Annotated in this window: 23 protein-coding genes; 14 read left to right on the top strand and 9 right to left on the bottom strand. The window is 42.4% G+C overall.

Annotated features, from left to right (window positions below):
* Positions 1-141: 141 nt before the first annotated feature.
* The 5 genes from mobB to WKI49_04315 all read right to left on the bottom strand — a co-directional run bounded on the left by mobB (position 142) and on the right by WKI49_04315 (position 4,771).
* Complete coding sequence (mobB, locus tag WKI49_04295) at positions 142-555, bottom strand: molybdopterin-guanine dinucleotide biosynthesis protein B (GenBank protein MEJ7621715.1); 414 nt, start codon at positions 553-555, stop codon at positions 142-144.
* Positions 521-1,180 (bottom strand): lysophospholipid acyltransferase family protein, encoded by a 660-nt coding sequence (locus WKI49_04300; GenBank protein ID MEJ7621716.1) that lies wholly within the window; start codon positions 1,178-1,180, stop codon positions 521-523. The genes mobB and WKI49_04300 overlap by 35 nt, the downstream gene beginning before the upstream one ends.
* Positions 1,159-1,947 carry a universal stress protein gene (locus tag WKI49_04305; protein MEJ7621717.1) on the bottom strand — a complete coding sequence of 263 codons (789 nt, stop codon included), beginning with the start codon at positions 1,945-1,947 and terminating at the stop codon, positions 1,159-1,161. Before WKI49_04305 ends, WKI49_04300 begins: the two co-directional genes overlap by 22 nt.
* Positions 1,947-3,866 carry a threonine--tRNA ligase gene (gene thrS / locus WKI49_04310; protein MEJ7621718.1) on the bottom strand — a complete coding sequence of 640 codons (1,920 nt, stop codon included), beginning with the start codon at positions 3,864-3,866 and terminating at the stop codon, positions 1,947-1,949. The genes WKI49_04305 and thrS overlap by 1 nt, the downstream gene beginning before the upstream one ends.
* A 98-nt stretch (positions 3,867-3,964) precedes the next feature.
* Entirely contained in the window at positions 3,965-4,771 is an 807-nt protein-coding gene (locus tag WKI49_04315; protein MEJ7621719.1) for a hypothetical protein, read from the bottom strand.
* Positions 4,772-4,953: 182 nt separating this feature from the next.
* Between WKI49_04315 and WKI49_04320 the strand changes: the two genes are divergently transcribed.
* Genes WKI49_04320 through WKI49_04355 form a run of 8 tightly spaced genes read left to right on the top strand, consistent with a single transcriptional unit; the run spans position 4,954 to position 11,493 of the window.
* A complete protein-coding gene (locus WKI49_04320; GenBank protein MEJ7621720.1) occupies positions 4,954-6,051 on the top strand; it encodes a DEAD/DEAH box helicase in 1,098 nt (365 codons plus the stop codon).
* 1 nt (position 6,052) lies between these two features.
* Complete coding sequence (locus tag WKI49_04325; protein MEJ7621721.1) at positions 6,053-6,574, top strand: HAD-IIIA family hydrolase; 522 nt, start codon at positions 6,053-6,055, stop codon at positions 6,572-6,574.
* Positions 6,567-7,058: a hypothetical protein gene (locus WKI49_04330; protein MEJ7621722.1), complete on the top strand. Its 492-nt coding sequence runs from the start codon at positions 6,567-6,569 to the stop codon at positions 7,056-7,058. The genes WKI49_04325 and WKI49_04330 overlap by 8 nt, the downstream gene beginning before the upstream one ends.
* Positions 7,055-7,513: a lipopolysaccharide transport periplasmic protein LptA gene (gene lptA, locus WKI49_04335; protein ID MEJ7621723.1), complete on the top strand. Its 459-nt coding sequence runs from the start codon at positions 7,055-7,057 to the stop codon at positions 7,511-7,513. The genes WKI49_04330 and lptA overlap by 4 nt, the downstream gene beginning before the upstream one ends.
* A complete protein-coding gene (locus WKI49_04340) occupies positions 7,482-7,760 on the top strand; it encodes an HU family DNA-binding protein (GenBank protein ID MEJ7621724.1) in 279 nt (92 codons plus the stop codon). The genes lptA and WKI49_04340 overlap by 32 nt, the downstream gene beginning before the upstream one ends.
* Entirely contained in the window at positions 7,747-8,787 is a 1,041-nt protein-coding gene (locus WKI49_04345) for an NAD(P)/FAD-dependent oxidoreductase (GenBank protein MEJ7621725.1), read from the top strand. Before WKI49_04340 ends, WKI49_04345 begins: the two co-directional genes overlap by 14 nt.
* A 16-nt stretch (positions 8,788-8,803) precedes the next feature.
* Positions 8,804-9,652, top strand: a complete 849-nt coding sequence (locus WKI49_04350) for a family 1 encapsulin nanocompartment shell protein (protein MEJ7621726.1) — start codon at positions 8,804-8,806, stop codon at positions 9,650-9,652.
* Entirely contained in the window at positions 9,649-11,493 is a 1,845-nt protein-coding gene (locus tag WKI49_04355) for a vWA domain-containing protein (protein MEJ7621727.1), read from the top strand. The genes WKI49_04350 and WKI49_04355 overlap by 4 nt, the downstream gene beginning before the upstream one ends.
* Here the strand turns inward: WKI49_04355 and WKI49_04360 are convergent.
* Positions 11,444-11,803, bottom strand: a complete 360-nt coding sequence (locus tag WKI49_04360; GenBank protein MEJ7621728.1) for a hypothetical protein — start codon at positions 11,801-11,803, stop codon at positions 11,444-11,446. The genes WKI49_04355 and WKI49_04360 overlap by 50 nt on opposite strands.
* Positions 11,804-11,853: 50 nt before the next feature.
* Between WKI49_04360 and WKI49_04365 the strand changes: the two genes are divergently transcribed.
* Together WKI49_04365 and bioB are read left to right on the top strand one after the other, a co-directional pair.
* Complete coding sequence (locus WKI49_04365) at positions 11,854-12,039, top strand: pantothenate kinase (protein MEJ7621729.1); 186 nt, start codon at positions 11,854-11,856, stop codon at positions 12,037-12,039.
* Positions 12,040-12,068: 29 nt separating this feature from the next.
* A complete protein-coding gene (gene bioB, locus WKI49_04370) occupies positions 12,069-13,088 on the top strand; it encodes a biotin synthase BioB (protein ID MEJ7621730.1) in 1,020 nt (339 codons plus the stop codon).
* 641 nt (positions 13,089-13,729) lie between these two features.
* On the opposite strand, the gene WKI49_04375 is transcribed toward bioB, so the two are convergent.
* Positions 13,730-15,256 carry a YifB family Mg chelatase-like AAA ATPase gene (locus WKI49_04375; GenBank protein ID MEJ7621731.1) on the bottom strand — a complete coding sequence of 509 codons (1,527 nt, stop codon included), beginning with the start codon at positions 15,254-15,256 and terminating at the stop codon, positions 13,730-13,732.
* Positions 15,257-15,285: 29 nt separating this feature from the next.
* Here WKI49_04375 and WKI49_04380 point away from each other — a divergent pair, with 29 nt between their 5' ends.
* The 4 genes from WKI49_04380 to WKI49_04395 all read left to right on the top strand — a co-directional run bounded on the left by WKI49_04380 (position 15,286) and on the right by WKI49_04395 (position 17,376).
* Entirely contained in the window at positions 15,286-15,690 is a 405-nt protein-coding gene (locus WKI49_04380) for a hypothetical protein (protein MEJ7621732.1), read from the top strand.
* A gap of 74 nt (positions 15,691-15,764) precedes the next feature.
* Positions 15,765-16,880 carry a radical SAM protein gene (locus tag WKI49_04385; protein ID MEJ7621733.1) on the top strand — a complete coding sequence of 372 codons (1,116 nt, stop codon included), beginning with the start codon at positions 15,765-15,767 and terminating at the stop codon, positions 16,878-16,880.
* The gene (locus WKI49_04390) at positions 16,877-17,167 is read left to right on the top strand and encodes an FUN14 domain-containing protein (protein ID MEJ7621734.1); all 291 of its coding nucleotides are present in this window, start codon (positions 16,877-16,879) and stop codon (positions 17,165-17,167) included. Before WKI49_04385 ends, WKI49_04390 begins: the two co-directional genes overlap by 4 nt.
* Entirely contained in the window at positions 17,164-17,376 is a 213-nt protein-coding gene (locus WKI49_04395; GenBank protein ID MEJ7621735.1) for a DUF309 domain-containing protein, read from the top strand. Before WKI49_04390 ends, WKI49_04395 begins: the two co-directional genes overlap by 4 nt.
* A gap of 109 nt (positions 17,377-17,485) precedes the next feature.
* Here the strand turns inward: WKI49_04395 and dnaE are convergent, their stop codons facing one another.
* Positions 17,486-20,950, bottom strand: coding sequence for a DNA polymerase III subunit alpha (gene dnaE / locus WKI49_04400; GenBank protein MEJ7621736.1), 3,465 nt, complete (start codon positions 20,948-20,950; stop codon positions 17,486-17,488).
* Positions 20,951-21,060: 110 nt separating this feature from the next.
* Positions 21,061-21,828, bottom strand: a complete 768-nt coding sequence (locus WKI49_04405; protein MEJ7621737.1) for an MBL fold metallo-hydrolase — start codon at positions 21,826-21,828, stop codon at positions 21,061-21,063.
* Positions 21,829-21,861 lie beyond the last annotated feature (33 nt).

Raw genomic sequence — 21,861 nt, forward strand, 5'->3', positions numbered from 1 at the left:
TGAAAACCCACTTCCACTTTAGTCTCAAGTTTTTCCACCCTTATGTAAGTGCTTCTTAGCATTTCACGGTCTTCTTGTGTGAAGGCATCAGCGTGAGTAATAGAAGCTACCAGCAAAAGCAAGACAAAAAGCAAACTCATATTAATCCTCCAATATATAATCTATCACCTTTTGCAAATCCTTGAGACCTTCCACTTTCAGACCTTCAACATCAAGCTCTCCAAGCACCACCTTTTTTACACCTTTTAAAGACTTCCATCCTTCTAAAAGAACCACATCAAAGCTTGAGAAGTATTCTTCTACCACCTTTAAAGGGTTATCTTCTCTCCTTTCCCATAGGGTTAGTCTGTCTGGAGACAAAAGCCCTACCTTGTCCGCCACTTTGAAAACCCTGTTTGTGTCGCTTCCTTCCTTATCGGTTATGCCATGAGCTTTTGGGTCATGCTTGAGGTATCCAACCCTTAGACCCCTTGCCTTAAGCTGGGGTATGAGTGCTTCTATAAGCGTGGTTTTTCCCGAGTTATGGTATCCTACTATGCTCACTATCTTTGGCACGAGCAAGCTCCTTTATGCTTTCCATTATATCTTCCGCTACCCTTCTGTAGCCTTTAAGATTGTCCTCATCATAATAGACCTTGCTCTTGCCAATAAAAACCCTAATGGGATGTCCTGGCTTTGGAAACTTGGCACCTCTTGGAAAAACTATGTCTGTCCCTTCTATGTATACAGGGAGCACTGGTCTTTGGCTTTTTATTGCCAGTAAGCCTACGCCGAGCTTGGGTCTTAGGAATTCACCGGGATTTGCCCTTGTTCCCTCAGGAAATATGCCAACTTTACATCCAAAGTGCATAAGCTCTAAGGCAAGCTCAAGCACCTCCAAGTCTCCAGAACCTCTTTTGACTGGCAGTGCACCCATATGGGGAAGTAGTTTTCCAAGAATAGGCACTCTAAAGAGCTCTTCCTTAGCAAGAAACCTCAAAGGCTCTGGAAAAACGCTGTTTAGCACCGGAGGGTCAAGGTGGCTTCTGTGATTGCTTGCCACTATGCAAGGCTCCTTTGGAATATTCTCAATCCCATAGGCTTCTATGCGAAAGAGTATTCTAAAAGCCTTCTTAGCAGGGGGGCAAAAAGGAGCAAGGAAGATTTTTGAAAACCTACTTACAGGACAACCACTGGACATTTCAAACTCCTTATAAGATGAAGGGAAACACTGCCTATTCTCTCTCTCATACCCTTACCCCTTCTTCCCACAACTACCAAGTCATACTGAGATGAGTTTATAAACTTAACCATCTCCCTGTATGGGTCTCCCTCCAGAAATATTAGGTTCATGTCCCTTTCGCCAAACATGTCGGTAAACATATGCCTTGCCTCTTCTTTCTTATCCTCAAGAAGCTTTTCATAATCGCTAATAACCAGCTTATCCTTTAACCTACTTATGTTGGTGGAATAGACCAAGTCAAAATCAAAGGGTATAAACTCCTTTAACTTAAGGGTAAATTCCACTTGTCTTATAGACCTATCGGAAAAGTCTATAGGAAGGCACACCTTCTTTACACTTGCATTAGCTCCATCCTTATAAACCCACAACCACAAGCCGTCAGTTCCAGATATTATCCATTCTGGCACAGACTTACGAAAGAGCTGTTTCTTGTATTTTACGAATATCAGGTCATAGTTTTCCTGAAGGTGCTCAAGGGTGGCATTATTAGAGCTTGGTAGAGTGTAAAATTCGTAGTCCTCAAACAGCTCCTCTATGTGTTTTCTTATAGCTTTTTCCCTTTCTTCAGAAGGTTTTGAAAAGAAGTTCACAAGGTCTCCAAGAAGGTTTTCTTCCTCTACAAAGAGGAAGTTAGGCTTTATGTTAAGCTTGGAAAGCAAACTCTTTACATATCTAAGATACTCGTAATCCTCTTCCCATATATGGACTGCAACTCTTCCAAACATTATTCCTTGTTTCTTATTTTTTCAGTCAACATGTTCAGAAATTGCTCCAGCGTCATAGAGCCGAGATTGCCTTCCTTCTTACTTCGCACAGAAAGACTTCTGCTCTCTACCTCCTTATCTCCTACCACCACCACGTAGGGAATTTTCTGAAGCTCCGCATCTCTTATGCGTGCGTTTAGCCTTTCATCTCTTAGGTCAAGCTCTACCCTTATGCCCTTATTCTTCAAATATGCTTCCACTTCTCTTGCATAGTCTCCATGCTTTTCTGGAGATATGGGTATGACCTTTACCTGCACAGGAGAAAGCCAAAGTGGCAAAAGTCCTGCGTAATGCTCAAGTAAAACGCCCACAAACCTCTCTATTGAACCAAATATGGCTCTGTGGACCATATAGGGTCTGTGTCTTTTGTTATCTGGACCCACATACTCCATGTCAAAACGCTCTGGAAGGTTGAAGTCAAACTGGATGGTGGAGCATTGCCAAAGCCTGCCTATGGCATCCTTTATTTTCACGTCTATCTTTGGTCCATAAAAAGCACCACCACCTTCGTCTATCTCGTAGGGTAGTCCTATCTTCTCCACAGCCTTTTTGAGAGCTCCCTCCGCAAGCTCCCATTGCTCCTGAGAGCCTATAGCATCTGAAGGCTTTGTGGATATATAGACTTTAAAGTCTTCAAAACCAAAAGACCTTAGCATCTCAACCGCAAACTCAAGGGTTTCCTGTATTACATCCTCCACCTGCTCTGGAGTGCATATTATGTGAGCATCATCCTGCGTAAAACCTCTAACTCTCATAAGCCCATGAAGGACGCCTGACATTTCGTATCTGTAGACCGTGCCGAGCTCTGCCAGTTTAAGAGGCAGTTCCTTGTAGCTACGCACTTTGCTTTTGTAGACCGCTATATGAAAAGGACAGTTCATAGGCTTTACAAAATACTCTTCGTGCTCTATCTCCATAGGAGAGAACATGTTAGGTCTGTAGTAGTCCAAATGCCCGCTTGTCTGCCAGAGCTTTGCATTTCCCACATGTGGAGTGTATACGAGTTGATATCCTCTCTTTATATGCTCTTCCTTCCAGTAGTCCTCAAGGGTCTTTCTTAGGATTGCACCCTTGGGAAGCCATATAACAAGCCCTGCACCTATCTCTTCGTCTATAAGAAAGAGTTCAAGCTCTCTACCGAGTTTTCTGTGGTCTCTCCTTTTTGCCTCTTCGTAAAACCTTAGCCTTTCTTCAAGCTCCTTTCTGTCCCAGAAGGCTATACCGTATATCCTCTGAAGCATAGGCTTTGAAGAGTCTCCCATCCAGTAAGCACCCGCCACATGGGTTAGCTTAAACTCTCCCACCATACCTGTAGAAGGCACATGAGGACCTCTACAGAGGTCTGTAAAACCATCCTGACCGTACACGGATATGGTCTCATGTGGGTCTATTCTGTTTATTAAGTCCAATTTATACTTTTCCCCCAACTCTGAAAAAAGCTTTATTGCCTCCTCCCTGCTTAACTCCTTTCTAAAAATAGGATAGTTTCTCTTAACTATTTCCCTCATCTTCTCCTCTATCTTTGGAAGGTCTTCTGAGCTTATGGTATGCCCTTCCACTTCCACATCATAATAAAAACCTTCCTCCGTGGTAGGACCCACACCAAGATGAACCTTCTCATAGCCATAGAGCTCTTTTAGAGCCTGTGCCATTATATGAGAAAGGGTATGCCTCATTATCTCAAGACTCTCTGGGTCTTGTTTATGGATAGGAACTATTTCCATATCCTCTCTTATGGGAGTAAGAAGGTCTATTAACTTTGAGCCAAACTTTCCACCTATGGCATCCTCTATGCCAAGGGCTTTGAAAACTTCACCAAGAGGCGTGCCTTTGTCTACAAGAAGTTCCTTGTCCCTTACTCTTACTTTAACCTTTTCCATAAGGTTAATTATATATGCTACTTCAACTCCCGTGCAGTCCCTAAAATATCCTTGAAACTAACCTCTATGAGAAAGCTAACGAAACACTTTCCAATTTCCTAAGGCATGTATTCTTTGGATATTGTTCTCAAAACACTTATAACCGTATTGTATTCTTTCTTATTCTTTGGCACGAGCTTGTTGCCATCAAAACTAAACTCTATTGTGTGTTGGCTTCTGCTTTTAGACTTATATATGTCCACATCTACAGTAACTCCTCTATTGCCAAAGCTCTTTTCGTCAAGTCTATCGCTCGCCGATATCTTTACCCATGAAGTGCGATAAGCCCCTCCAAGTAATTCTTGAGATTTTACATCATTCTGCTCTATGCGAGAAAGGTCATATAAAGATAAATCGTAAATGCAACCTCCCATATGGCATGTCTCCCTTTTAGCAAGGACAAAATCTACGCCCTTTCTACTTTTCAGTTTGCCAAGAAATTCCACCCTATCTCCAGTTATACCAGTAAATATTACTTTATCCTCGCTCATCAACAAGACATAACCATATCCACCCGCATGAGGCACTTGAGAATCTCTAAATCTTACCAACAACTCATTTACTCCGGGACGAGTAAAACTGCCAACTATCATACTTTCAACCTCAATACCGTGATGAAGATCTTGGTCCAATAACCTTATGTCAGCCTCCTCATTTAAATTGCAATCTCCATCTGGAATACAATTGAAATTGTCCTCATACTTTTGAATGCACCTTATAGTTCCACCTTGTCCTATTACCACTGTATTCTCCGCACAGACGTATTTTTCAAGAAGTTTCACGAACTTATCTATTGGCATAATATTCTCGTAAGAAAAGGCTATGCCACTCAAGACAAAAATCGTAGCCAGCAACATCTCTCTCATCCCAATCCTCCTTTTCTCTTGCTACAAATATTGTAAATCAAATAAGCATTTAGGTCAAAAAGGAAGCTATCAGCAAGTGTTTCATTCGCGTGGAGCTTTATGTTTTACGCCTCCAAATCTAAGATTAAGTGTGGTAATTTCCTATACACCGCTTATAATTAAAAAGTAAAAAGGAGGAAAAAATGGACTTTGATTTTTCACAGCTTAGTATTCCCTTGCGTAAGGCACTCAAGGACTTGGGTTTTGAAAGACCCACTCCAATTCAGAAGGAAGCCATACCCTTAGCTCTTAAGGGCTACGACATAATGGGTCAGGCTGCAACAGGAACAGGAAAAACCGCCGCCTTTGGTATACCTATCATTGAAGGAAGCGAAAAGGAAGAAGGGACAACCGCCCTTATAATGACACCTACAAGAGAGCTCGCTATTCAGGTAAAAGAGCAGTTATACCAGCTTTCAAAGTATAAAGGGCTAAAGGTCTTTAGCTTCTACGGTGGGACACCGGTCCAGAAGGACCTTGAGCTTTTGTGGAAAATAACACCAAACATCATAGTAGGCACACCTGGGAGGATAAAGGACCTTACCATGAGGGGTCTTTTCAACTTTGAAGGACTAAAATACTTCGTTTTAGATGAGGCGGATAGAATGCTTGATATGGGCTTTATAGAAGACATTGAGTGGATAATAACCCAGCTTCCAAAGGAAAGACAGAGCCTTCTCTTTTCTGCCACTATACCAAGAGAGGTAGAAGAGCTTGCCAAGAAACACCTAAAAAAGGACTATAAGTTTGTCAAGGTTATAACTGAGGAGCTAAAGCCAAAGATAGAGGAAAGGCTTATAAAAGTGAGCTCCTCTGGACAAAAGATGTCCGAGCTTGAGAAGATACTGAGGGAACATGTCCTTGAAAAGGTTATAGTCTTTGTAAAGACCAAAAAGGATGCAAAGGAAATAACACAGGAGCTGAAAAGAAAGGGCTTTAATGTGGTCTCCCTTCATGGAGATATGACACAAAGGCAGAGAGAAAACGCTCTAAGGCTTTTCAGAGATGGCAAGGTTAAGATAGTAGTGGCTACAGATGTAGCTTCAAGAGGGCTTGACATAAAGGGTGTAAGCCTTGTGATAAATTACCATATCCCAGAAGACCCAGAGGTATACATACACCGCATAGGAAGGACTGGAAGGATAGGCACTTATGGAAAAGCCTACAGCCTCATCACACCAGAAGACAGCAAAGCTCTTTGGAGGATAAAGAAGTTGAAAGAGAGCTACGTTCAAGCATAGGATGGAATTAAGGGATAGAGCTTTAAAGATAAAACTGCTTCTACTTGACGTGGACGGTGTGCTCACAGACGGAAGGCTCTACTACACCTCAAGGGGTGAGGAGATAAAGGTCTTCAATGTTAGGGACGGGCTTGGTATAAAGCTGGCTCAAAGGGCTGGCATAAGGATAGGTGTAATATCTGGAAGAAACAGCGAGGCACTTATAAGGAGGCTAAGGGAACTGGAGGTGGATGAGGTGCATTTGGGTTATAACCAGAAGCTTCCCGTTCTTGAAGATATTATGAGAAGATTTTCCCTTAGCTTGGAGGAGATAGCTTTCATCGGCGATGACTATGTGGACCTTCCAATTCTGAGAAGGGTGGGCTTTCCTATGGCGGTTTTGGACGCACCAGAGGAGATAAAAAAACATGCTCTGTATATAACGAAGGCAAAGGGTGGGCATGGAGCGGTAAGGGATGCCATAGAGTTTATCTTAAAGCTAAGAGGACAATGGGAAGAGGTAATAAGCCAATACTATGCTTAGGAGTTTAGTCTTTAGTTTACTGATAATCCTTCTTGCTTCCACTCTTAAGACGTATGTAAATAGCTTTGCAATGAGCGATGGACAAGAAGAGATGATAAACCTCCTTGAGGGAGTAACTATAAAAGCCTATAGTAGGACTGGTATTGAGTGGACTATAAGGGGTAAGAGCCTTGAGGTGGTTGGCAAGGATGTTAAGCTCTACGAGGCAGAGCTCTTTTCAACGGAGGCTAACATAAAGGCTGTTCAGGCTTATATAGACAGGTCTACAGGAGAAGGAATGCTCACAGAAGGGGTGGAGGTTAAGTCTGAAGACATTACCGCAAAGACACAAAGCGCATACATAAACCTAAAGGAGGGTAAAATATGGGGAGAGGGAGATATACAGATATTGCAAGGAGATAACCTTATAAGGGGTAAGGGCTTTGAGATAACCCTAAAGCCTCTAAAAGTTATAATTAATAGAGCGAGGACGGACATAAAATGAGAAAGGTTGTAATTCTTTTGCTCTTAATACCTACGCTTATGTTTGCACAACCCATAGTAGGCGAAGCGGACAGTTTAACCTACGAAAGGGATAGGGTAATATACTCGGGAAACGTAAGGATTACAAGGGGTAATGCACTTCTCACTGCAAACAGAGTGGTTATACACTTAGACGAAAATAAAAGGGCAAGGATGGTGGAAGCAGAAGGAAATGCAAGATATAGGGAGGGAAACAGAAGAGCTTCTGCTAACAAAATGGTCTACGACCTGCAGAACGAGGTTATAACCCTTATAGGAAAAGCAAGAGTAGAGGAAGGACAGAATTTCGTTGAAGCGGACGAGATAGTTTACTACAGAAAAGAAGATAGGGCGGTTGCGGTCAGTAAAAATTCACGGGTAAGAACCTTCTATGTGGAGGAAAAGGATGAAAAAAACAGACCTAATAGAAAGCCTTAGGAAGGAATTTAACTTAGACAAGAGGGAGGCTAAGCTTTTCGTGGACAGTTTTTTTGAGGAAATAGTTAGCCTTGTTCTTGAAAATGGTAGGCTTGAGCTGAGAGGCTTTGGTGTTTTTAAGATAAGGAGGCTGAGTGGAAGGTTTATAAAGAACCCTAAGACTGGCATAGAGATGTATGTGGAGGAAAGGTATAGTATAGGCTTTAAGCCTTCAAGTGTTTTCAATAAAGGGCATGAAAAAGTTTGATGTCCTAATAGTTGGAGGAGGTCCTGCAGGTTCTTCCTGTGCCTATAGGCTTGCAAAGGCTGGTAAAAGGGTTTTGGTGGTTGACATAAAAAGAAGCATAGGAAAGCCTGTGCAATGCGCAGAGTTTGTCCCTATTCAACTATACCACCAGTTTAAGGAGTTCTTTCCACAGGAGGCTATAGCTCAGAGGGTAAAGAATATGGTTCATTTTACACCTTGGGGAGAGGTGGTAAGTATGTGGTCGGAGGGCTTTGTATTAAACAGAGAGGTCTTTGACGCTCAGATAGCCAAGCTGGCACAGGAGCAGGGTGCGGTCTATATGCTTAGAACACAATTTTTGGGTTTTGAAGATGGTTTTGCATGGCTTGAAGAGATTGATACAAGAAAAAAGTTTCCAGTAAAGGCGGACTTTGTAGTGGGTGCGGACGGACCAAGGTCAAAGGTGGCAAGGCTCACTGGTGAAAAAACCCAGACATTCCTCACCACTGCACAAATAACAATGAAACTGACAAAGGAGCTTGAAGACCTTCTTATATACTTTAGAGACTACATCCCTGGAGGATACGGCTGGGTCTTTCCAAAGGGAAGGCTCGCCAACGTGGGAGTGGGGGTTGACCCAGATTATGGAGTTAATGTGATGGAAAGCCTCAAAAGGTTCGTAGAAGAGGTTGTTGCAGAGGGTGTAGTAGAGGAGCAAGTAATAAAAAGAACGGGTGGATGGATACCTGCGGATGGGCTACTGCCTTTGGTAAGAAAGAGGGTTCTGCTTGTGGGGGATGCGGGTGGCTTTTGTCATCCCATAACTGGCGGTGGAATAGCCAACGCGGTCATATCGGGGGATATGGCAGGTAAAGCATTATGTGAGGATTCTCCAGAAGAGTTTGAAGAGGAAGCTCAAGAGGTCTTTGGGAGCACCCTCTGGAGGGCATCAGAAAAGAGGAAAAAACACATGAAAAGATGGGATAACCTAAAGGAAATAATTCCAAAAACATGGATAGCCTTTGAAGAATATTGGCGTATAATTTAAGTTAGGAGGTGGTTAAATGGACTTTTTAGGAAGAGACCAATCACCACTTACCTTTGAAGAATGGGAGCAATTAGAAAATGCGGTTATTGATGTGGCTAAAAAGACCCTTGTATGCAGAAGGTTTATGCCAATTATAGGACCCATAGGTGTCGGGCATCAGGTAATAGCCTACGATGTTTACCTTGGAATAGAACCGGGAGTATGTGAAGTAAGACCGGGAGAAGAGAGCGAAGCCTGCGAGCCTGTGAGAACAGGAAGGAGAAAATACATAACCCTTCCCACCATATTCAAGCCTTTCTCCATAACTTGGAGAGACCTTGAATACTTTAGACAATTTAACTTGCCAATTGATACCTCTCAGGCATCTGCTGCAGCCTTTGCCACTGCAGTGGCGGAAGATACCCTCATAATTCACGGCAATCCAAAAATGGAAATAGAGGGCTTTCTTACCGTGGAAGGAAGGCAGAGCATGTCCATGAGCGATTGGGATGTGCTTGGCAACGCCTTTAACGATGTAGCTCTGGGTATATCAAAGCTCTCAGAAAAGGGCTTTTATGGACCATACTATCTCCTCCTAAACCCAAAGGACTACTTTAAGCTCAACAGGCTCTATCACAACACAGGACTTCTTGAGATTGAACAGATTAAAAAGCTGGTTTCCGATGTCTACCATACACCTATAGTCCCAGAAGGAAAGGCTATTCTCCTGTCTGTAGGACCGCAGAATATGGACCTTGTCCTTGGGCTTGACTTTAGCCTTGCCTACGTGGAATCTACCAACATGGTGCACCACTTTAGGGTTATGGAAGTTATAGCACCGCGTATAAAGAGACCCGGTGCCATAATGGTAATAGGCGAAAAGTGAAAGAGCGTTGGAAGGTAATAGAGAAGCTCCTATCTGACGAATATGATATAGAGGTTCAAGCAAGCTACGAGGGCTGGGGGGCTGGCTATGACCCTAAGTTTCTACCTCTCACCGAAATGTGGGCAAAGGGGGAAATAGAGGATGTGCCAGAAGCAGTAAAGCGACCCTCTGGCATTGCCTTCTATCTTCAGGAAGTCTCTAACAAACCAGAAGAGGAAGCCATAAATATCATAAGGCATGAGATAGAGTATCTTTTTAGCACCGACCTTTACCTTTGGAGGCTTGGTCAAAGGGAATTCTATAAATTTGGCTTTACGCCTACGTCCTTTTTAGTGCTTTATGCGGTTTTGGAGTCTATAAAAACAGACGAAAGGCTTATAAAAAGCCATCCAGATAGCTTGCAAACTGTAAAAAAGCATTACAAAAACATATTGAATAACTTAGAAACCTACTATCCACATCACCTTTTTGCTCTTTCTCTTCTGGAAAACTGGCTTGGTGAAGGGAACTATCAAAAAGATATACAGAAATTCCTTCAAGAGTATCTAAATGCAAAAAGCAGGGATGCCTATGACATAATTATGGAGAACCTTTTTGGAAGATACATGAGCCACATAGAAAAGGCACAAGACATAAACTATGTTGACCTGCTTTTGGAAGAGGCAAGAGGAAGGACCAGAGTTGATGCTCACAGAGGCAGGATAATGACAGACCTTCTAAAGAAACTACCAGAACATCTTCAAGAGATAATAGTGCAAAACAAGGACAAAAGGGCAGTGGATATATCAGAAACGGATAGAAAAGAAATACTCAAAAGTCTAAAGGCAGTCCCAGAGTGGATGCGAGACTACCTAAAGCAGATGTCTTACATAAACTTGATAGAGAGGGATGTGGAGTTTATAAGACACTTTTTACCAAAAACCCTTGAGGTTGATATAGAACACAGAGGCTTTTTGAGCTTTATTATAAAGGGATGGGAAGAGCAGTCTTCTTCTTCTTCTCAGTCTGGCTTTGGAAGAAGCAAAAGGGAAAAAACAGAAGAGGACAGACTGTATGAGAAGGCTTACGGTCTTGGAAAGGAAGACTTTATGGTCTACAAAAGAATGCTCTCTGATATCTTGCCACACATAGACGCTTTAAAGAGAAAACTGGTCAAACTCATGCCACAAGAAGAGGAAGGTTGGACCGGAAAGCACTTCTATGGTAGAAGGATTGATACTAAAAGCCTAAGCGTGGAAGCTCCTCTTGGAAGAGGAAGAATATACATGAGAAGGCATATACCAGTAAGAAAAGAGTTAGCCTTTAAGCTCCTCATAGATATTTCCACTTCTATGAAAAGAGAGGACAAAATACAAAACGCCATAAAGGCTCTTTTGCTCTTTTCGGAGGTTATAGAAAGCCTTAAAATGTCCTTCTCCATAGATGTGTTTTCAGACAGGGTTTTTAGACTAAAGGCGTTTTCAGAGGACTACAAAAGTGTAAAGTGGAAAATAATAGAGCTTTTTAACCTGCTGGGCGGTGGGACAAACCTTGAAAAAGCCCTTATATATTCTTATGAAGACCTTCAGACCTTCTGCTTGAAAAATCACATTAGGGGATGTATTGTAGTTTTCTCTGATGGAGAACCCACAAGAGGTCTAAAAGGTCAAGAGCTAAAAAGCCTTATAGCACAGATAAAGGCAAGAATACCAATCATAGGCATAGGAGTTGGCACAGAAAGAAATTACACAGACTATTACTTTGAGAAAAGTGCCATAAAGATAAGGAGCATAAGCGAGCTTCCTACCGCCTTTACAAGGATAATAGAAAATCAGGCAAGGAGGCTTCTATCCTTTCAATAGCCACCTTTAGACCCTCTTCTGGCTTTTCTATCACAAAAAGATAATCAGTAGCCCTTTCATGCTTTAATGCCTCTTGCAAAAACTCATGAGCCTGCGTGTCTTGACCAAGAGCAAAGTTAAGCAATGCCAAAAGCAGATACTTCTCTTGACAGTCCTTTGCAAGCATTAGCCACTTGGTTGCCTCAAGATATTTAAACTCTACCACATACCTTATGCCTATATAGAGAGGTTCACGAAAGGCTATAAAGTCTTCTTTGCTAAGTTTTTTACCTTCCTTGCTGTAGACCACTACTCTAAACCTGACTCTCATCACACGAACCCATCATACAAAATGTGAGGATAATGTTTAGATTAACCACTATGAAAGTTTACAACAAGGAAGATTTATCATACAAGAATATAGTGGTGCTTGAAGATGGCAAGCCTCCAGAAAAGATTGAAGTTACAGAGGATATTATAAAAATCAACGCCAAATCCCTGAGAGGAAAAGCTATTCTTGATAGGCTAAACTATCAAGGCAAGCTTACACAAGAGATATATATTTAGTAGACTAATACCTTAGCAAGGAGGCTTGCATGGACAGAGTGGAAAGCTTTCTTTTTGAAGTTTCAGAAAAGGCTATAGCCTATGAGCCCATAGATAAGGAAACCGCACTAAAACTTTTGCAAATACCCGACCAATACATTGCCCTTATGGTCTATCTGGCACAGAAGGTAAAAAATCACTTTCATCCACCAGACAAAGTAGAGTTCTGCTCTATAATAAACGCAAAAAGTGGTGCCTGTTCAGAAGATTGCAAGTTCTGTGCCCAGTCCAAGTTTTACAAAACGCCCATAAACATATACAACCTTGTGCCTAAGGAGGAAATCTTAGAGGGTGCATATAGAGGTGTGGAGTTTGGTGCAAATAGATACTGTATTGTCCTTAGTGGCAAATCCGCAACTAAGGAAGAGGTGGAAAGAATATGTGAAGGTGTAGAAGAGATTAGGAAGGAAGGGCTTCCCATAAATGTTTGCGTCTCTGCTGGAACTCTTGATGAGGAATCCCTCAAGAAGTTAAAATCCGCAGGAGTTAGAAGAGTAAACCATAACCTTGAGGCATCGGAGAACTTTTTCCCTAAGATAGTAAGCACACATACATGGAGAGAAAGGTATGAGACCATAAAAAGGATTAAGTCCGTGGGGCTTTCCGCTTGCTGTGGTGGAATTTTTGGCATGGGAGAGTCCGACGAAGATAGAGTTGACCTTGCACTCACATACAGAGAGTTGGGGGTGGACTCTATACCGCTTAACTTCCTTATGCCTATAGAAGGAACGCCTATGGAAACTGCTCCGGGCGTGAGCCCACTTGAAGCTCTAAAAATAATAGCCATGTTTAGGTTCACAAATCCAAAGGCGGAGCTAAGACTTTGTGGAGGAAGAGAGCAAAACTTGAGAGACTTTCACGGCATGGCTGTTCTTATGACTAACGCCATGATGGTGGGTGGCTATCTCACAAGAGCAGGAAGGGACATAAAAAAGGACTATCAACTTCTCAAGGACTTAGGATATGAAAGGCTCCTTCAGGTAGAAGTGGCTAATGGAAACACCTCATAACGTTTCTTTTCACCTTTTGTTTTTAGAAACCCGCTGAGATAAGCGGTAGGCTTTTCCCGTCTATTTGACAAGTCAAGCAGGTTTTTACTGACGGGCTTGGATGTGAAATTCCTATTCTTCTTCTTATGTATTTTCTTTTATTTTCTTTTTTCTTAATAATAATAATAGACCCCTGCGAATTTCACACCCCCTTAGGGAAAACCTTGAGAATCAAGCACTTGCGGAAACAGAATTTCACATCCCCTTTCAAATGCTTGATATTCCTTGATTTCACGGTTATAGCAAACCCTTGAGAATCAAGCACTTCAGACGAATTTCACAATTTCACAGGTCCGCATTCTAAGTATGGACTTTTCCGTAATTTTTCCGTTTTTGTGTAGGTTAGAAAATCTTGGAAAAAGCCATATTTAGAAACATCCCCTAAAGAATTTCACAGGGTGTGAAATTTTCCTGTGAAAAACCGAAAAACCTGTGAAATTCGCCTCTAAAAACATACGGAAAAAGTCATACTTAGAAATATGATTTGTATCAGATGTGAAATTCCGCCTTAGGATGTGAAATTCCCTGTGAAATTCGGGCTAAAAAAGTTAAGGAAAAAGCCATACTTAGAAATAGGGTGTGAAATTCTTTTATGATTTATATCATAAAGTAGGTGCTTTTTCGTTTATCCTATACTGTAGGGCTTCCGCTATGTGATGGCTGGCTATTTTTTCCTCTCCTTCAAGGTCTGCTATAGTTCTTGCCACCTTTAGTGTTTTAATGTAGCCTCTGCCAGTGAGGTTTAGTCTATCTATGGCACTTTGGAGCATAGATTTGGCTTCTTGGGTCATTTCGCAGTATTTCTTTACCTCATCGTTTGTCATGCGTGAATTGTATTTTGTTGGACTGTTTTTAAAACGCTCCCTTTGAATTTCAACAGCTCTCATAACCCTTTGTCTAATCTGTGCTGAGCTTTCGCCTGAGGACATCTTTAGCAGGTCTTCTTTTTCCACTGGATATACCCAAACCTTTAGGTCTATCCTATCCATTATGGGACCAGATATCCTTGACTGATATGCTTTTAACTGCATGGGAGTGCATACGCAGGCTTTGTATGGATTTCCGTAGTTGCCACAGGCACAAGGGTTCATAGCCACTACCAGCAAAAACTCCGCAGGAAAGGTTATCCTGCCTCCAACCCTTGACACGGTGACTTTTCCGTCCTCTAAGGGTTGTCGTAGAGCTTCTATAGCTTTTCTACTAAACTCGGGAAACTCGTCAAGAAAGAGCACTCCCCTGTGTGCTAAGGATATCTCACCGGGTTGTGGCACTGTGCCACCACCCACAAGAGCGGAATCTGAGGCGTTTGTTAGAGGGTTTCTAAAAGGTCTTTTAGTAATGAGTGGCTTTTGCCCATCCAAAAGACCAGCAACACTGTATATGCGTGTTATTTCTACCGCTTCCTCAAAGGTCAAGGGTGGCATAATGGTAATGAGTCTTCTGGCAAGCATACTTTTGCCAGCACCTGGCGGACCCACTAACAGGATATGATGAAAGCCTGCTGCGGATATTTCCATAGCCCTTTTTGCCTGATACTGACCATAAACCTCGCTAAAGTCCACATCAAAGGAAAGGTTTTGTTCAAAGACCTCCTCTAAGTTCACCTCCACTGGCTTTTTTGAAAGACTCCCACTGAAAAAATCCAACACATCCCTTAGATTTTCAAAACCATAAACTTCTACATCTTTGACGAGCCCAGCTTCCCTTGCGTTGCCTTCTGGAACAATAAACTTTTTGTAGCCAAGAGCTTTTAGGGATAGGACTATAGGCAAGACTCCCTTAACTGGGTTTATCTTGCCATCAAGAGACAGCTCACCGAGAACCACATAATCTTCGGGAAAATCTATACCTGTTGAGAGCTTAAGGATACCCAAAGCTATAGGCAGGTCATAGTGTGTTCCCTGTTTTTTGAGGTGTGAGGGCGAAAGGTTTACGGTTATCCTTTTTACGGGTAGTTGAAAGCCGATGTTTTTGAGGGCAGACCTTACCCTTTCCCGTGCTTCGTTTATGGCTTTGTCTCCAAGACCTACGATAGAAAACTGTGGTAATCCGTTGGCAATATCTACCTCTACATCCACTTCGAAACCCTCTATCCCCAGAACCCCACCGCTTTTTACACGACAGAACATTTCCTTTCCATCCAATTTATAATTTTAGCATGCCACTAAGGAAAATAATAAGACTTAAGGAGTTTGTAAAAGATTCAAGGGCAAGGGAGCTAAAAGAGGTGGATATGCAAATTAAGGCACTAAAGGAAGAAGTAAAGCACATAGACCTTCAAGCGGAAAGCGTAAATGAGGAGCTAAAGCTTGCCTTTTCCCATAGTCTTCTTATCCGATACAAAGCCCTCATGGCAAAAAAGAAAGAGCTAACGGAAAGAATTCGTCAATTGGAGCTTTTGAAGGTAGAAAAAGGAGATGCAAACAACCTTGAACCAAGCCTCGCTGCGGAAATTTTACTAAACCTAAGGGAAAGACAAGCGGCTGCAATATTGGAAGCTATGGACCCTCAGAAGGCAGCGGAAGTTTCAAGGATTGTGTTGGAGAGAAGAAGGAAAAGATGAGCTTATAAGACTATAAGAAATTGTTATAAGTGGCTTCGTGGGAAGGTTTATAATAACTCTTTGGAGGTGTGAGGATGGACAGGTTTGTTTTAGAGAGGCTTACAGAACAAAAAGAAAGTCCAGAATACCTTCAGATAAGCATGGCTGCGGCTATGACTCTTGGCATAGTGCCTGGTCAGTTTTATAGAAATACAAGGCTAAGCTGTATAAACACACTTCTTACGTACCCTTCTGGTTGTCATGCCACTTGTGCTTACTGTGGTCTTCAAAAGGCAAGGGAGATGGAATATTCAAAGAAGAACTTTATAAGGGTTGAGTGGCCTACAGTAAAGCTTGACGATATAATAGAAAGGACTAAAAAGGTAGGACATGTGGAAAGGCTCTGCATAGCCCAGATAACCCATCCAAGAGCTATAAGGGATACAAAGTATGTGCTCAAAAGGGTGCTTTCTGAGCTGGGAGACCAGATTTTTGTCTCTTTGCTTATAAACGCAACAGGAACTACCTACGAAGACATAGAAGACTACAAAAAACTTGGTGCGGACACGGTCACCGTTGCTATAGACTGCGGGACTCCAGAGGTCTTTGAAAAACTTCGTGGAAGACCTATGAACAGCCCTCACAGATGGGAAACCTTCTGGAAAGTCCTTGAATGGGCATGTGATGTTATGGGAGATGGATACGTAGGATGTCATCTTGTAGTGGGTCTTGGTGAAACTGAGCAGGAGATGATAGAAACCATACAGAAAGTGAGAGACCTTGGAGCAAGGACGCACCTCTTTTCCTTCTGGCCAGAGGAAGGGTCCATGATGGAAAAGGAAAAACCCTGCCCTGCACCTCAATACAGAAGAGTGCAGTTTGCCAGATATCTCATAGACAATCAGATAGCTCGCTATGAAGATATGAAGTTTAACGAAAAGGGTCAGGTGATAGACTTTGGCATAGACAAGGACACCTTTGAGGAGCTCTTTTGGAGCGGAAGACCCTTTATGACCTCAGGTTGCAGAGGCAAGACCACAGAGGTTGCTTGCAACAGACCCTTTGGAGACAGCTCTGTGAGCGACATAAAGAGCTATCCCTTCAAGCCAAACAGGTCAGACCTTCAAAGAATAAGAAAACAGCTCTTTGACTATGAAATGACCACCAACTATCCAGATGTGCTAAACCCAAGCGTTTTTAGGTATCAATGAATTGGAGTGAGCTTATTTTTGATATAGGTTATGCGGGTTTTGCAGGCTTTGTGGTGGGCTTTGCAATAAAGAGAGTTCTTAACTTCTTTCTCCTCCTGCTTGGTCTTTATATTTTGTCTCTCATGTGGCTTGCCAGCAAAGGTATTATCACAGTTGAATGGGAGCAGTTATTTGCATTGTTTAAGGGTATGTTTGAAGGCTTTACTACCTTTGTGCATGGACTTATAAGAAAACTGGCTTTTGCTGGCAGTTTTGCAGTGGGCTTTGCTATAGGGCTGAAAACTTGAGCGAGAGTGAGCTTTTGAAGAAAGTAAAAAGCCTATGGGACGAAGGAGATTTTTACTCCGCTCACGAAGTGCTTGAGGATATATGGAGGCTTTTCCCAAAAGAAGATAAGTTTTCACGAAACTGCTACCAAGGGCTAATAAGGCTTGCCATCGTTTACAACCATTATATATGTGCTAAAGATGGTTTACCACCAGCTTCAACCTTGTAGGGAGAGCTTTAGAGGTATAGACATAGCCTATCTCCTTGAGCATGTGAGCAAACACTTACAAATTTTAGAAGCCGGTGGAGATATAAAAGAGTATCCTATCTTTCCAATATTAGGAGATTTCTAAGTTTATTCCCATCTCCCTTAGTTTTTCCCTTAGTTTTACGATGTTTGCTCCCACCTTTATTCTTGGGTCTGCGTGGAGTATGGTTCTATAACCGTTTATCCTTAGTTCAAGGATAAGTTCTTTGCCCTCTGGGTCTTCACATTCTCTTATAAGCTCTCTTAGCCTTAGCAGTGCCTCCTCTTGTAGCTCTCTGAGAAAGACCAGCCTTATTTTCGTGTCTTCGCTCTTTAGGAATTCCTCTGGCGTGTATACTTCTCTCAGAAGAAGTTTTATCTCCTCTGTTTCTTGGTCTATATCCACTTCAAACTTACCCACTATTACCTTGTCCTCTTTTATCTTCTCACTATTCTGTGAATAAGTTTCTGGGAAGACAAAGACCTGTGCTATGCCCGTCTTGTCTACAAGGTTAAACACAGCAACTTGGTTGCCCTTTTGAGTCTTTTTGACCTTGAGGTCTGTTATAACACCCGCAAAGGTGTATATTCCTTCTTCTACCTCTTCAAGAATTTCAAGGTTAGATACCTTGTTTTTGAGGAGATTTTCATAGGGGTCAAGAGGGTGAGAGGATACATAAAAGCCAAGCACTTCCTTTTCATACTTAGAGTAGTCCTCTTCCCTTTTCTCCTCCCTTGTGGCAAAAAGACCTCTACCAAGCAATACAGAGCCTCCCTCCAATCTTTGGAGCAGTTCTCCTCTCTTTTCTCCAAGGGAGTCAAAAGCTCCTGCCTTTATGAGAGCTTCAAGGGTCTTTTTGTTTACCTTCTTGCTATCCACCGTTCTTACAAAGTCTCCAAGAGAAGTCCATGCTCTTTTTCTACTTTCTACTATTAGTCTTGCGGTATCTTCGCCCACACCCTTTATCCTCGCAAGACCAAACCTTATGGTCTTTTCACCTTCTATCACAAAGTCTACACCGCTCTTGTTTATATCTGGTGGCAATATCCTAAAGCCTTCGTTTTTTGCATCCTTTAGGAGATTTATAAACTTCTTGTCGTTCTTTTCGGTGGACAGCTTTACGCAGAAAAACTCTTCCGGATAGTGTGCTTTCAAAAAGGCGGTCCAGTAAGAGAGATATCCATAAGCCACAGAGTGAGATTTATTAAAGGAATAGCTGGCAAACTTCTCTATGTCTTCCCATAGCTGAGTTATCTTTCCTTCATCGTATCCTCTTTCCACTGCACCCTTTATGAACTTTTCCTTCATCTGAGCCATTAGGTCTGCCTTTTTCTTGCCTATGGCTTTTCTAAGAGTGTCCGCTTCACCTGGTGTAAACCCTGCAAGTATCTGTGACGCTTTCATTATCTGCTCTTGATAAACCCACACACCGTAGGTTTCTTTTAGGACTGGCTCAAGCTCTGGGAAAGGATACTCTATTGCTTCTTTTCCATGCTTTCTATTTATATAACTGTCTACAAGACCGCTTTTTAGAGGTCCAGGTCTATAAAGGGCAAGCACCGCCACTATGTCATCAAAGCTGTCTGGTGCAAGCCTTCTGAGTAGGTTCTTCATGCCACTGCTTTCTAACTGAAAGACTCCCGTAGTGTTTCCTTCTCTCAAAAGCTCAAAGACCGCTGGGTCATCAAGGGGTAGGCTCAGATAGTCTATATCCACGCCATGTCTTTCTCTTATTAACTCCCTTGCTTTATGAAGTTCTGTTAGGGTCTTGAGACCCAAGAAGTCCATCTTTATAAGACCTATCTCTTCCAACTTTACCATATCAAACTGGGTTGCAACAGCACCATCTTTGTCGTAGTAAAGGGGCAGGAGCTCCTCAAGGGGCTTGGGTGCTATCACCACACCCGCTGCATGCAAGGAAGTATGCCTTGTAAGACCCTCAAGCTTAAGGGCTATCTCCACAAGGCTTTTTAGTTCTGGATTCTCCTCGCAGAGCCTCCTAAATTTTGTAACATTTTCCTCTATATCCGTCCTATGCTTTCCATACTTTTCAAGCAGTTCCTCTATGGGAGTTAAAAACATCTCTTCCAAAGAAAGCCATGTGCCTTGCACATCACCCTGTGGTATAAGTTTGGCTAAGGTGTCTGCGGTCTGATAGGGTATGCCAAGGGCGCGAGCGGTGTCCCTAAGGGTTTGTTTTGCCTTCATTACGTTGTAGGTGATTATCTGTGCCACGTTTTCAGAGCCATACTTGTTTTTCACATACTCTATGACCCTGTCCCTGTTTTCCATGCAAAAGTCCACGTCAATATCTGGCATAGAGACCCTCTCGGGGTTTAGAAACCTCTCAAACAAAAGCCCGTGCCTTATGGGGTCTACGTCCGTTATGCCTAAGGCAAAGGCAAGGAGAGAACCTGCCGCAGAGCCTCTACCAGGACCCACAGGTATGCCTTGAGACTTTGCCCAGTTTATAAAGTCTTGGACTATAAGGAAATATCCTTCAAAACCCATACGAGAAACCACATCAAGTTCATATTCAAGCCTATCCCAGTATTCTTTACTATCCTTTGCCAGACCCTGCGAAATTCTCTGTCTTAGACCCTTTATGGCAAGCTCTTTGAGAAAATCTCCAAGAGGCACTCCCTCTGTGGGAAAATGTGGCATAAGGTATGAACCACCTTCCAAAAGTTGAAAGCTATCTGCGGTCTTTTCTGCCACCTCAAGGGTGTTTAAAAGTGCGGTTTCCCACCCTTCAAACTTTCCACGAAACTTTTCCCAAACCTCTTCTGGACTGGCAAAATGAAGCCCCTCGTTGGCACATTTAAAACCATTACCCTGCTGAATCTCTGTAAGAGTCTTTTTCATTTGTATTGCCATAAGCACCTGATGAGCAAGCTTGTCTTCTGGCATAAGGTAGTGTGAGTCATTAGTGGCAATTAGCTTTACACCAAGCTTTTTAGCTATTTCTATTAGGGTTCTGTTGGCAGTTTCCTGCTCTGGCAAAGAGTTAGATTGAAGCTCAAGGTATAGGTCTTCACCAAAGAGGTCAAGGAACTTTTTGACCCACTCTTGAGCTTTTTCTCTTTCACCAATGCTTGCGTAGTATGTGGGAACTCCCTTCAAACATGCGGTTATGGCTATGAGCCCTTCGTTATATTGACTGAGAAGCTCGTAGTCTATTCTCGGCTTGTAATAAAAGCCTTCCTTATAAGAAAGGGTAGAGAGCTTCATAAGGTTTTTAAGACCCTTGTCATCCTTTGCAATAAGTATAAGGTGGTGGTTGTAGCGGTCTGTTATGTTATCCTCTGAACCCTTACCCTTTCTGTCAAAACGAGAGCCGGTGGTAAAGTAAGCTTCCATACCTATCAAAGGCTTTATGCCCACAGACTTCATGCTTTTGTAAAAGTCCAAAATGCCAAAGAGGTTTCCATGGTCTGTTATAGCAACTGCCTTATAACCCAGCTCCTGTGCTCTACTTACCAAGTCCTTTATCTTTATAGCACCATCCAAAAGAGAATACTGTGTATGAAGATGCAAATGAACAAAGTCCCTCATGACCATCTATAGGTTATAAAGCTATATGCCTTTTATTGCAAGCCTTTAAAACCTTGAACTATAAAAGTAAGTCCATACCAGCACAAAAACTCAAGAAACTTTGAAATTTTTTAGCCAGTGGGCACTTTGTATCTTTCTTGCGTCAAGAGGTCTATGCCCACCTCAAGATTTTCCACCCACTCTATAAAACGGTTTACCATGTCTTTGCCTTTTAATATAGCCCCATGCTGTGGCACTATCATCTCAATGTCAAGCTGACGCACCATATTTGCCCAGAAACGTAGTATCTTGTTGCTTGCCATATATCTCCTGTGGAAGCCTTCCATATACTTTATGTGCTTATCAAAGTCCTCCACCACAAAGTAGTCCTGACCAAGAGATGCCCCAAGGTCTCCGGAAAAAAGTATTTTAGAGCATGGGTCGTATACCTGAAAGTTGCCCGGAGAATGCATAAAGTGTGCTGGTAGGATGTAGAGCTTGCAGTCTCCACCAAGAGTTAACACTGTTCCACCATCGTCTATGGGAAAGACCCTATCTTCAAGCTGAGAGTCCAACCCAAAGTGTGGCAAGAACCTCATCCATAGTTTGGAAATGTAAGTGACTGCGTTTGTAGTCATGAGCCAGCCGTTTATAGAGGCTACTACGTCTGGGTCTTGGTGAGAGAGGAATATATACTTTATTTGGATCTTGTTTTGTGATGTATAAAAAGTGATATCTGACAACAGCTTTGAGAAAACCTTATGACCTCCAGGGTCAAGGAGCATACCTTCGTCCTTGTGGATGATAAGCACTTGGTTTGCCTGCACTGCAGAAGCAGGGGTCAGCTCTTCAAAGAGGACCACCTTGTGGTCTGGAGTGTTGAAGATAACATCTTTCATATTACACCCCTTGCGTATAATTTAAAGTATAAG

The organism is Aquificaceae bacterium (assembly GCA_037722135.1).
Classification (GTDB): domain Bacteria; phylum Aquificota; class Aquificia; order Aquificales; family Aquificaceae; genus Pampinifervens; species Pampinifervens sericum.

Coding starts and splice junctions, on each gene's coding strand:
- WKI49_04300 (MEJ7621716.1), bottom strand. CDS start 1,180: ATGTCCAGTGGTTGTCCTGTAAGTAGGTTTTCAAAAATCTTCCTTGCT.
- WKI49_04305 (MEJ7621717.1), bottom strand. CDS start 1,947: ATGTTTGGAAGAGTTGCAGTCCATATATGGGAAGAGGATTACGAGTAT.
- thrS (MEJ7621718.1), bottom strand. CDS start 3,866: ATGGAAAAGGTTAAAGTAAGAGTAAGGGACAAGGAACTTCTTGTAGAC.
- WKI49_04315 (MEJ7621719.1), bottom strand. CDS start 4,771: ATGAGAGAGATGTTGCTGGCTACGATTTTTGTCTTGAGTGGCATAGCC.
- WKI49_04320 (MEJ7621720.1), top strand. CDS start 4,954: ATGGACTTTGATTTTTCACAGCTTAGTATTCCCTTGCGTAAGGCACTC.
- WKI49_04325 (MEJ7621721.1), top strand. CDS start 6,053: ATGGAATTAAGGGATAGAGCTTTAAAGATAAAACTGCTTCTACTTGAC.
- WKI49_04330 (MEJ7621722.1), top strand. CDS start 6,567: ATGCTTAGGAGTTTAGTCTTTAGTTTACTGATAATCCTTCTTGCTTCC.
- lptA (MEJ7621723.1), top strand. CDS start 7,055: ATGAGAAAGGTTGTAATTCTTTTGCTCTTAATACCTACGCTTATGTTT.
- WKI49_04340 (MEJ7621724.1), top strand. CDS start 7,482: ATGAAAAAAACAGACCTAATAGAAAGCCTTAGGAAGGAATTTAACTTA.
- WKI49_04345 (MEJ7621725.1), top strand. CDS start 7,747: ATGAAAAAGTTTGATGTCCTAATAGTTGGAGGAGGTCCTGCAGGTTCT.
- WKI49_04350 (MEJ7621726.1), top strand. CDS start 8,804: ATGGACTTTTTAGGAAGAGACCAATCACCACTTACCTTTGAAGAATGG.
- WKI49_04360 (MEJ7621728.1), bottom strand. CDS start 11,803: ATGAGAGTCAGGTTTAGAGTAGTGGTCTACAGCAAGGAAGGTAAAAAA.
- WKI49_04365 (MEJ7621729.1), top strand. CDS start 11,854: ATGAAAGTTTACAACAAGGAAGATTTATCATACAAGAATATAGTGGTG.
- bioB (MEJ7621730.1), top strand. CDS start 12,069: ATGGACAGAGTGGAAAGCTTTCTTTTTGAAGTTTCAGAAAAGGCTATA.
- WKI49_04375 (MEJ7621731.1), bottom strand. CDS start 15,256: ATGTTCTGTCGTGTAAAAAGCGGTGGGGTTCTGGGGATAGAGGGTTTC.
- WKI49_04380 (MEJ7621732.1), top strand. CDS start 15,286: ATGCCACTAAGGAAAATAATAAGACTTAAGGAGTTTGTAAAAGATTCA.
- WKI49_04385 (MEJ7621733.1), top strand. CDS start 15,765: ATGGACAGGTTTGTTTTAGAGAGGCTTACAGAACAAAAAGAAAGTCCA.
- WKI49_04390 (MEJ7621734.1), top strand. CDS start 16,877: ATGAATTGGAGTGAGCTTATTTTTGATATAGGTTATGCGGGTTTTGCA.
- dnaE (MEJ7621736.1), bottom strand. CDS start 20,950: ATGAGGGACTTTGTTCATTTGCATCTTCATACACAGTATTCTCTTTTG.
- WKI49_04405 (MEJ7621737.1), bottom strand. CDS start 21,828: ATGAAAGATGTTATCTTCAACACTCCAGACCACAAGGTGGTCCTCTTT.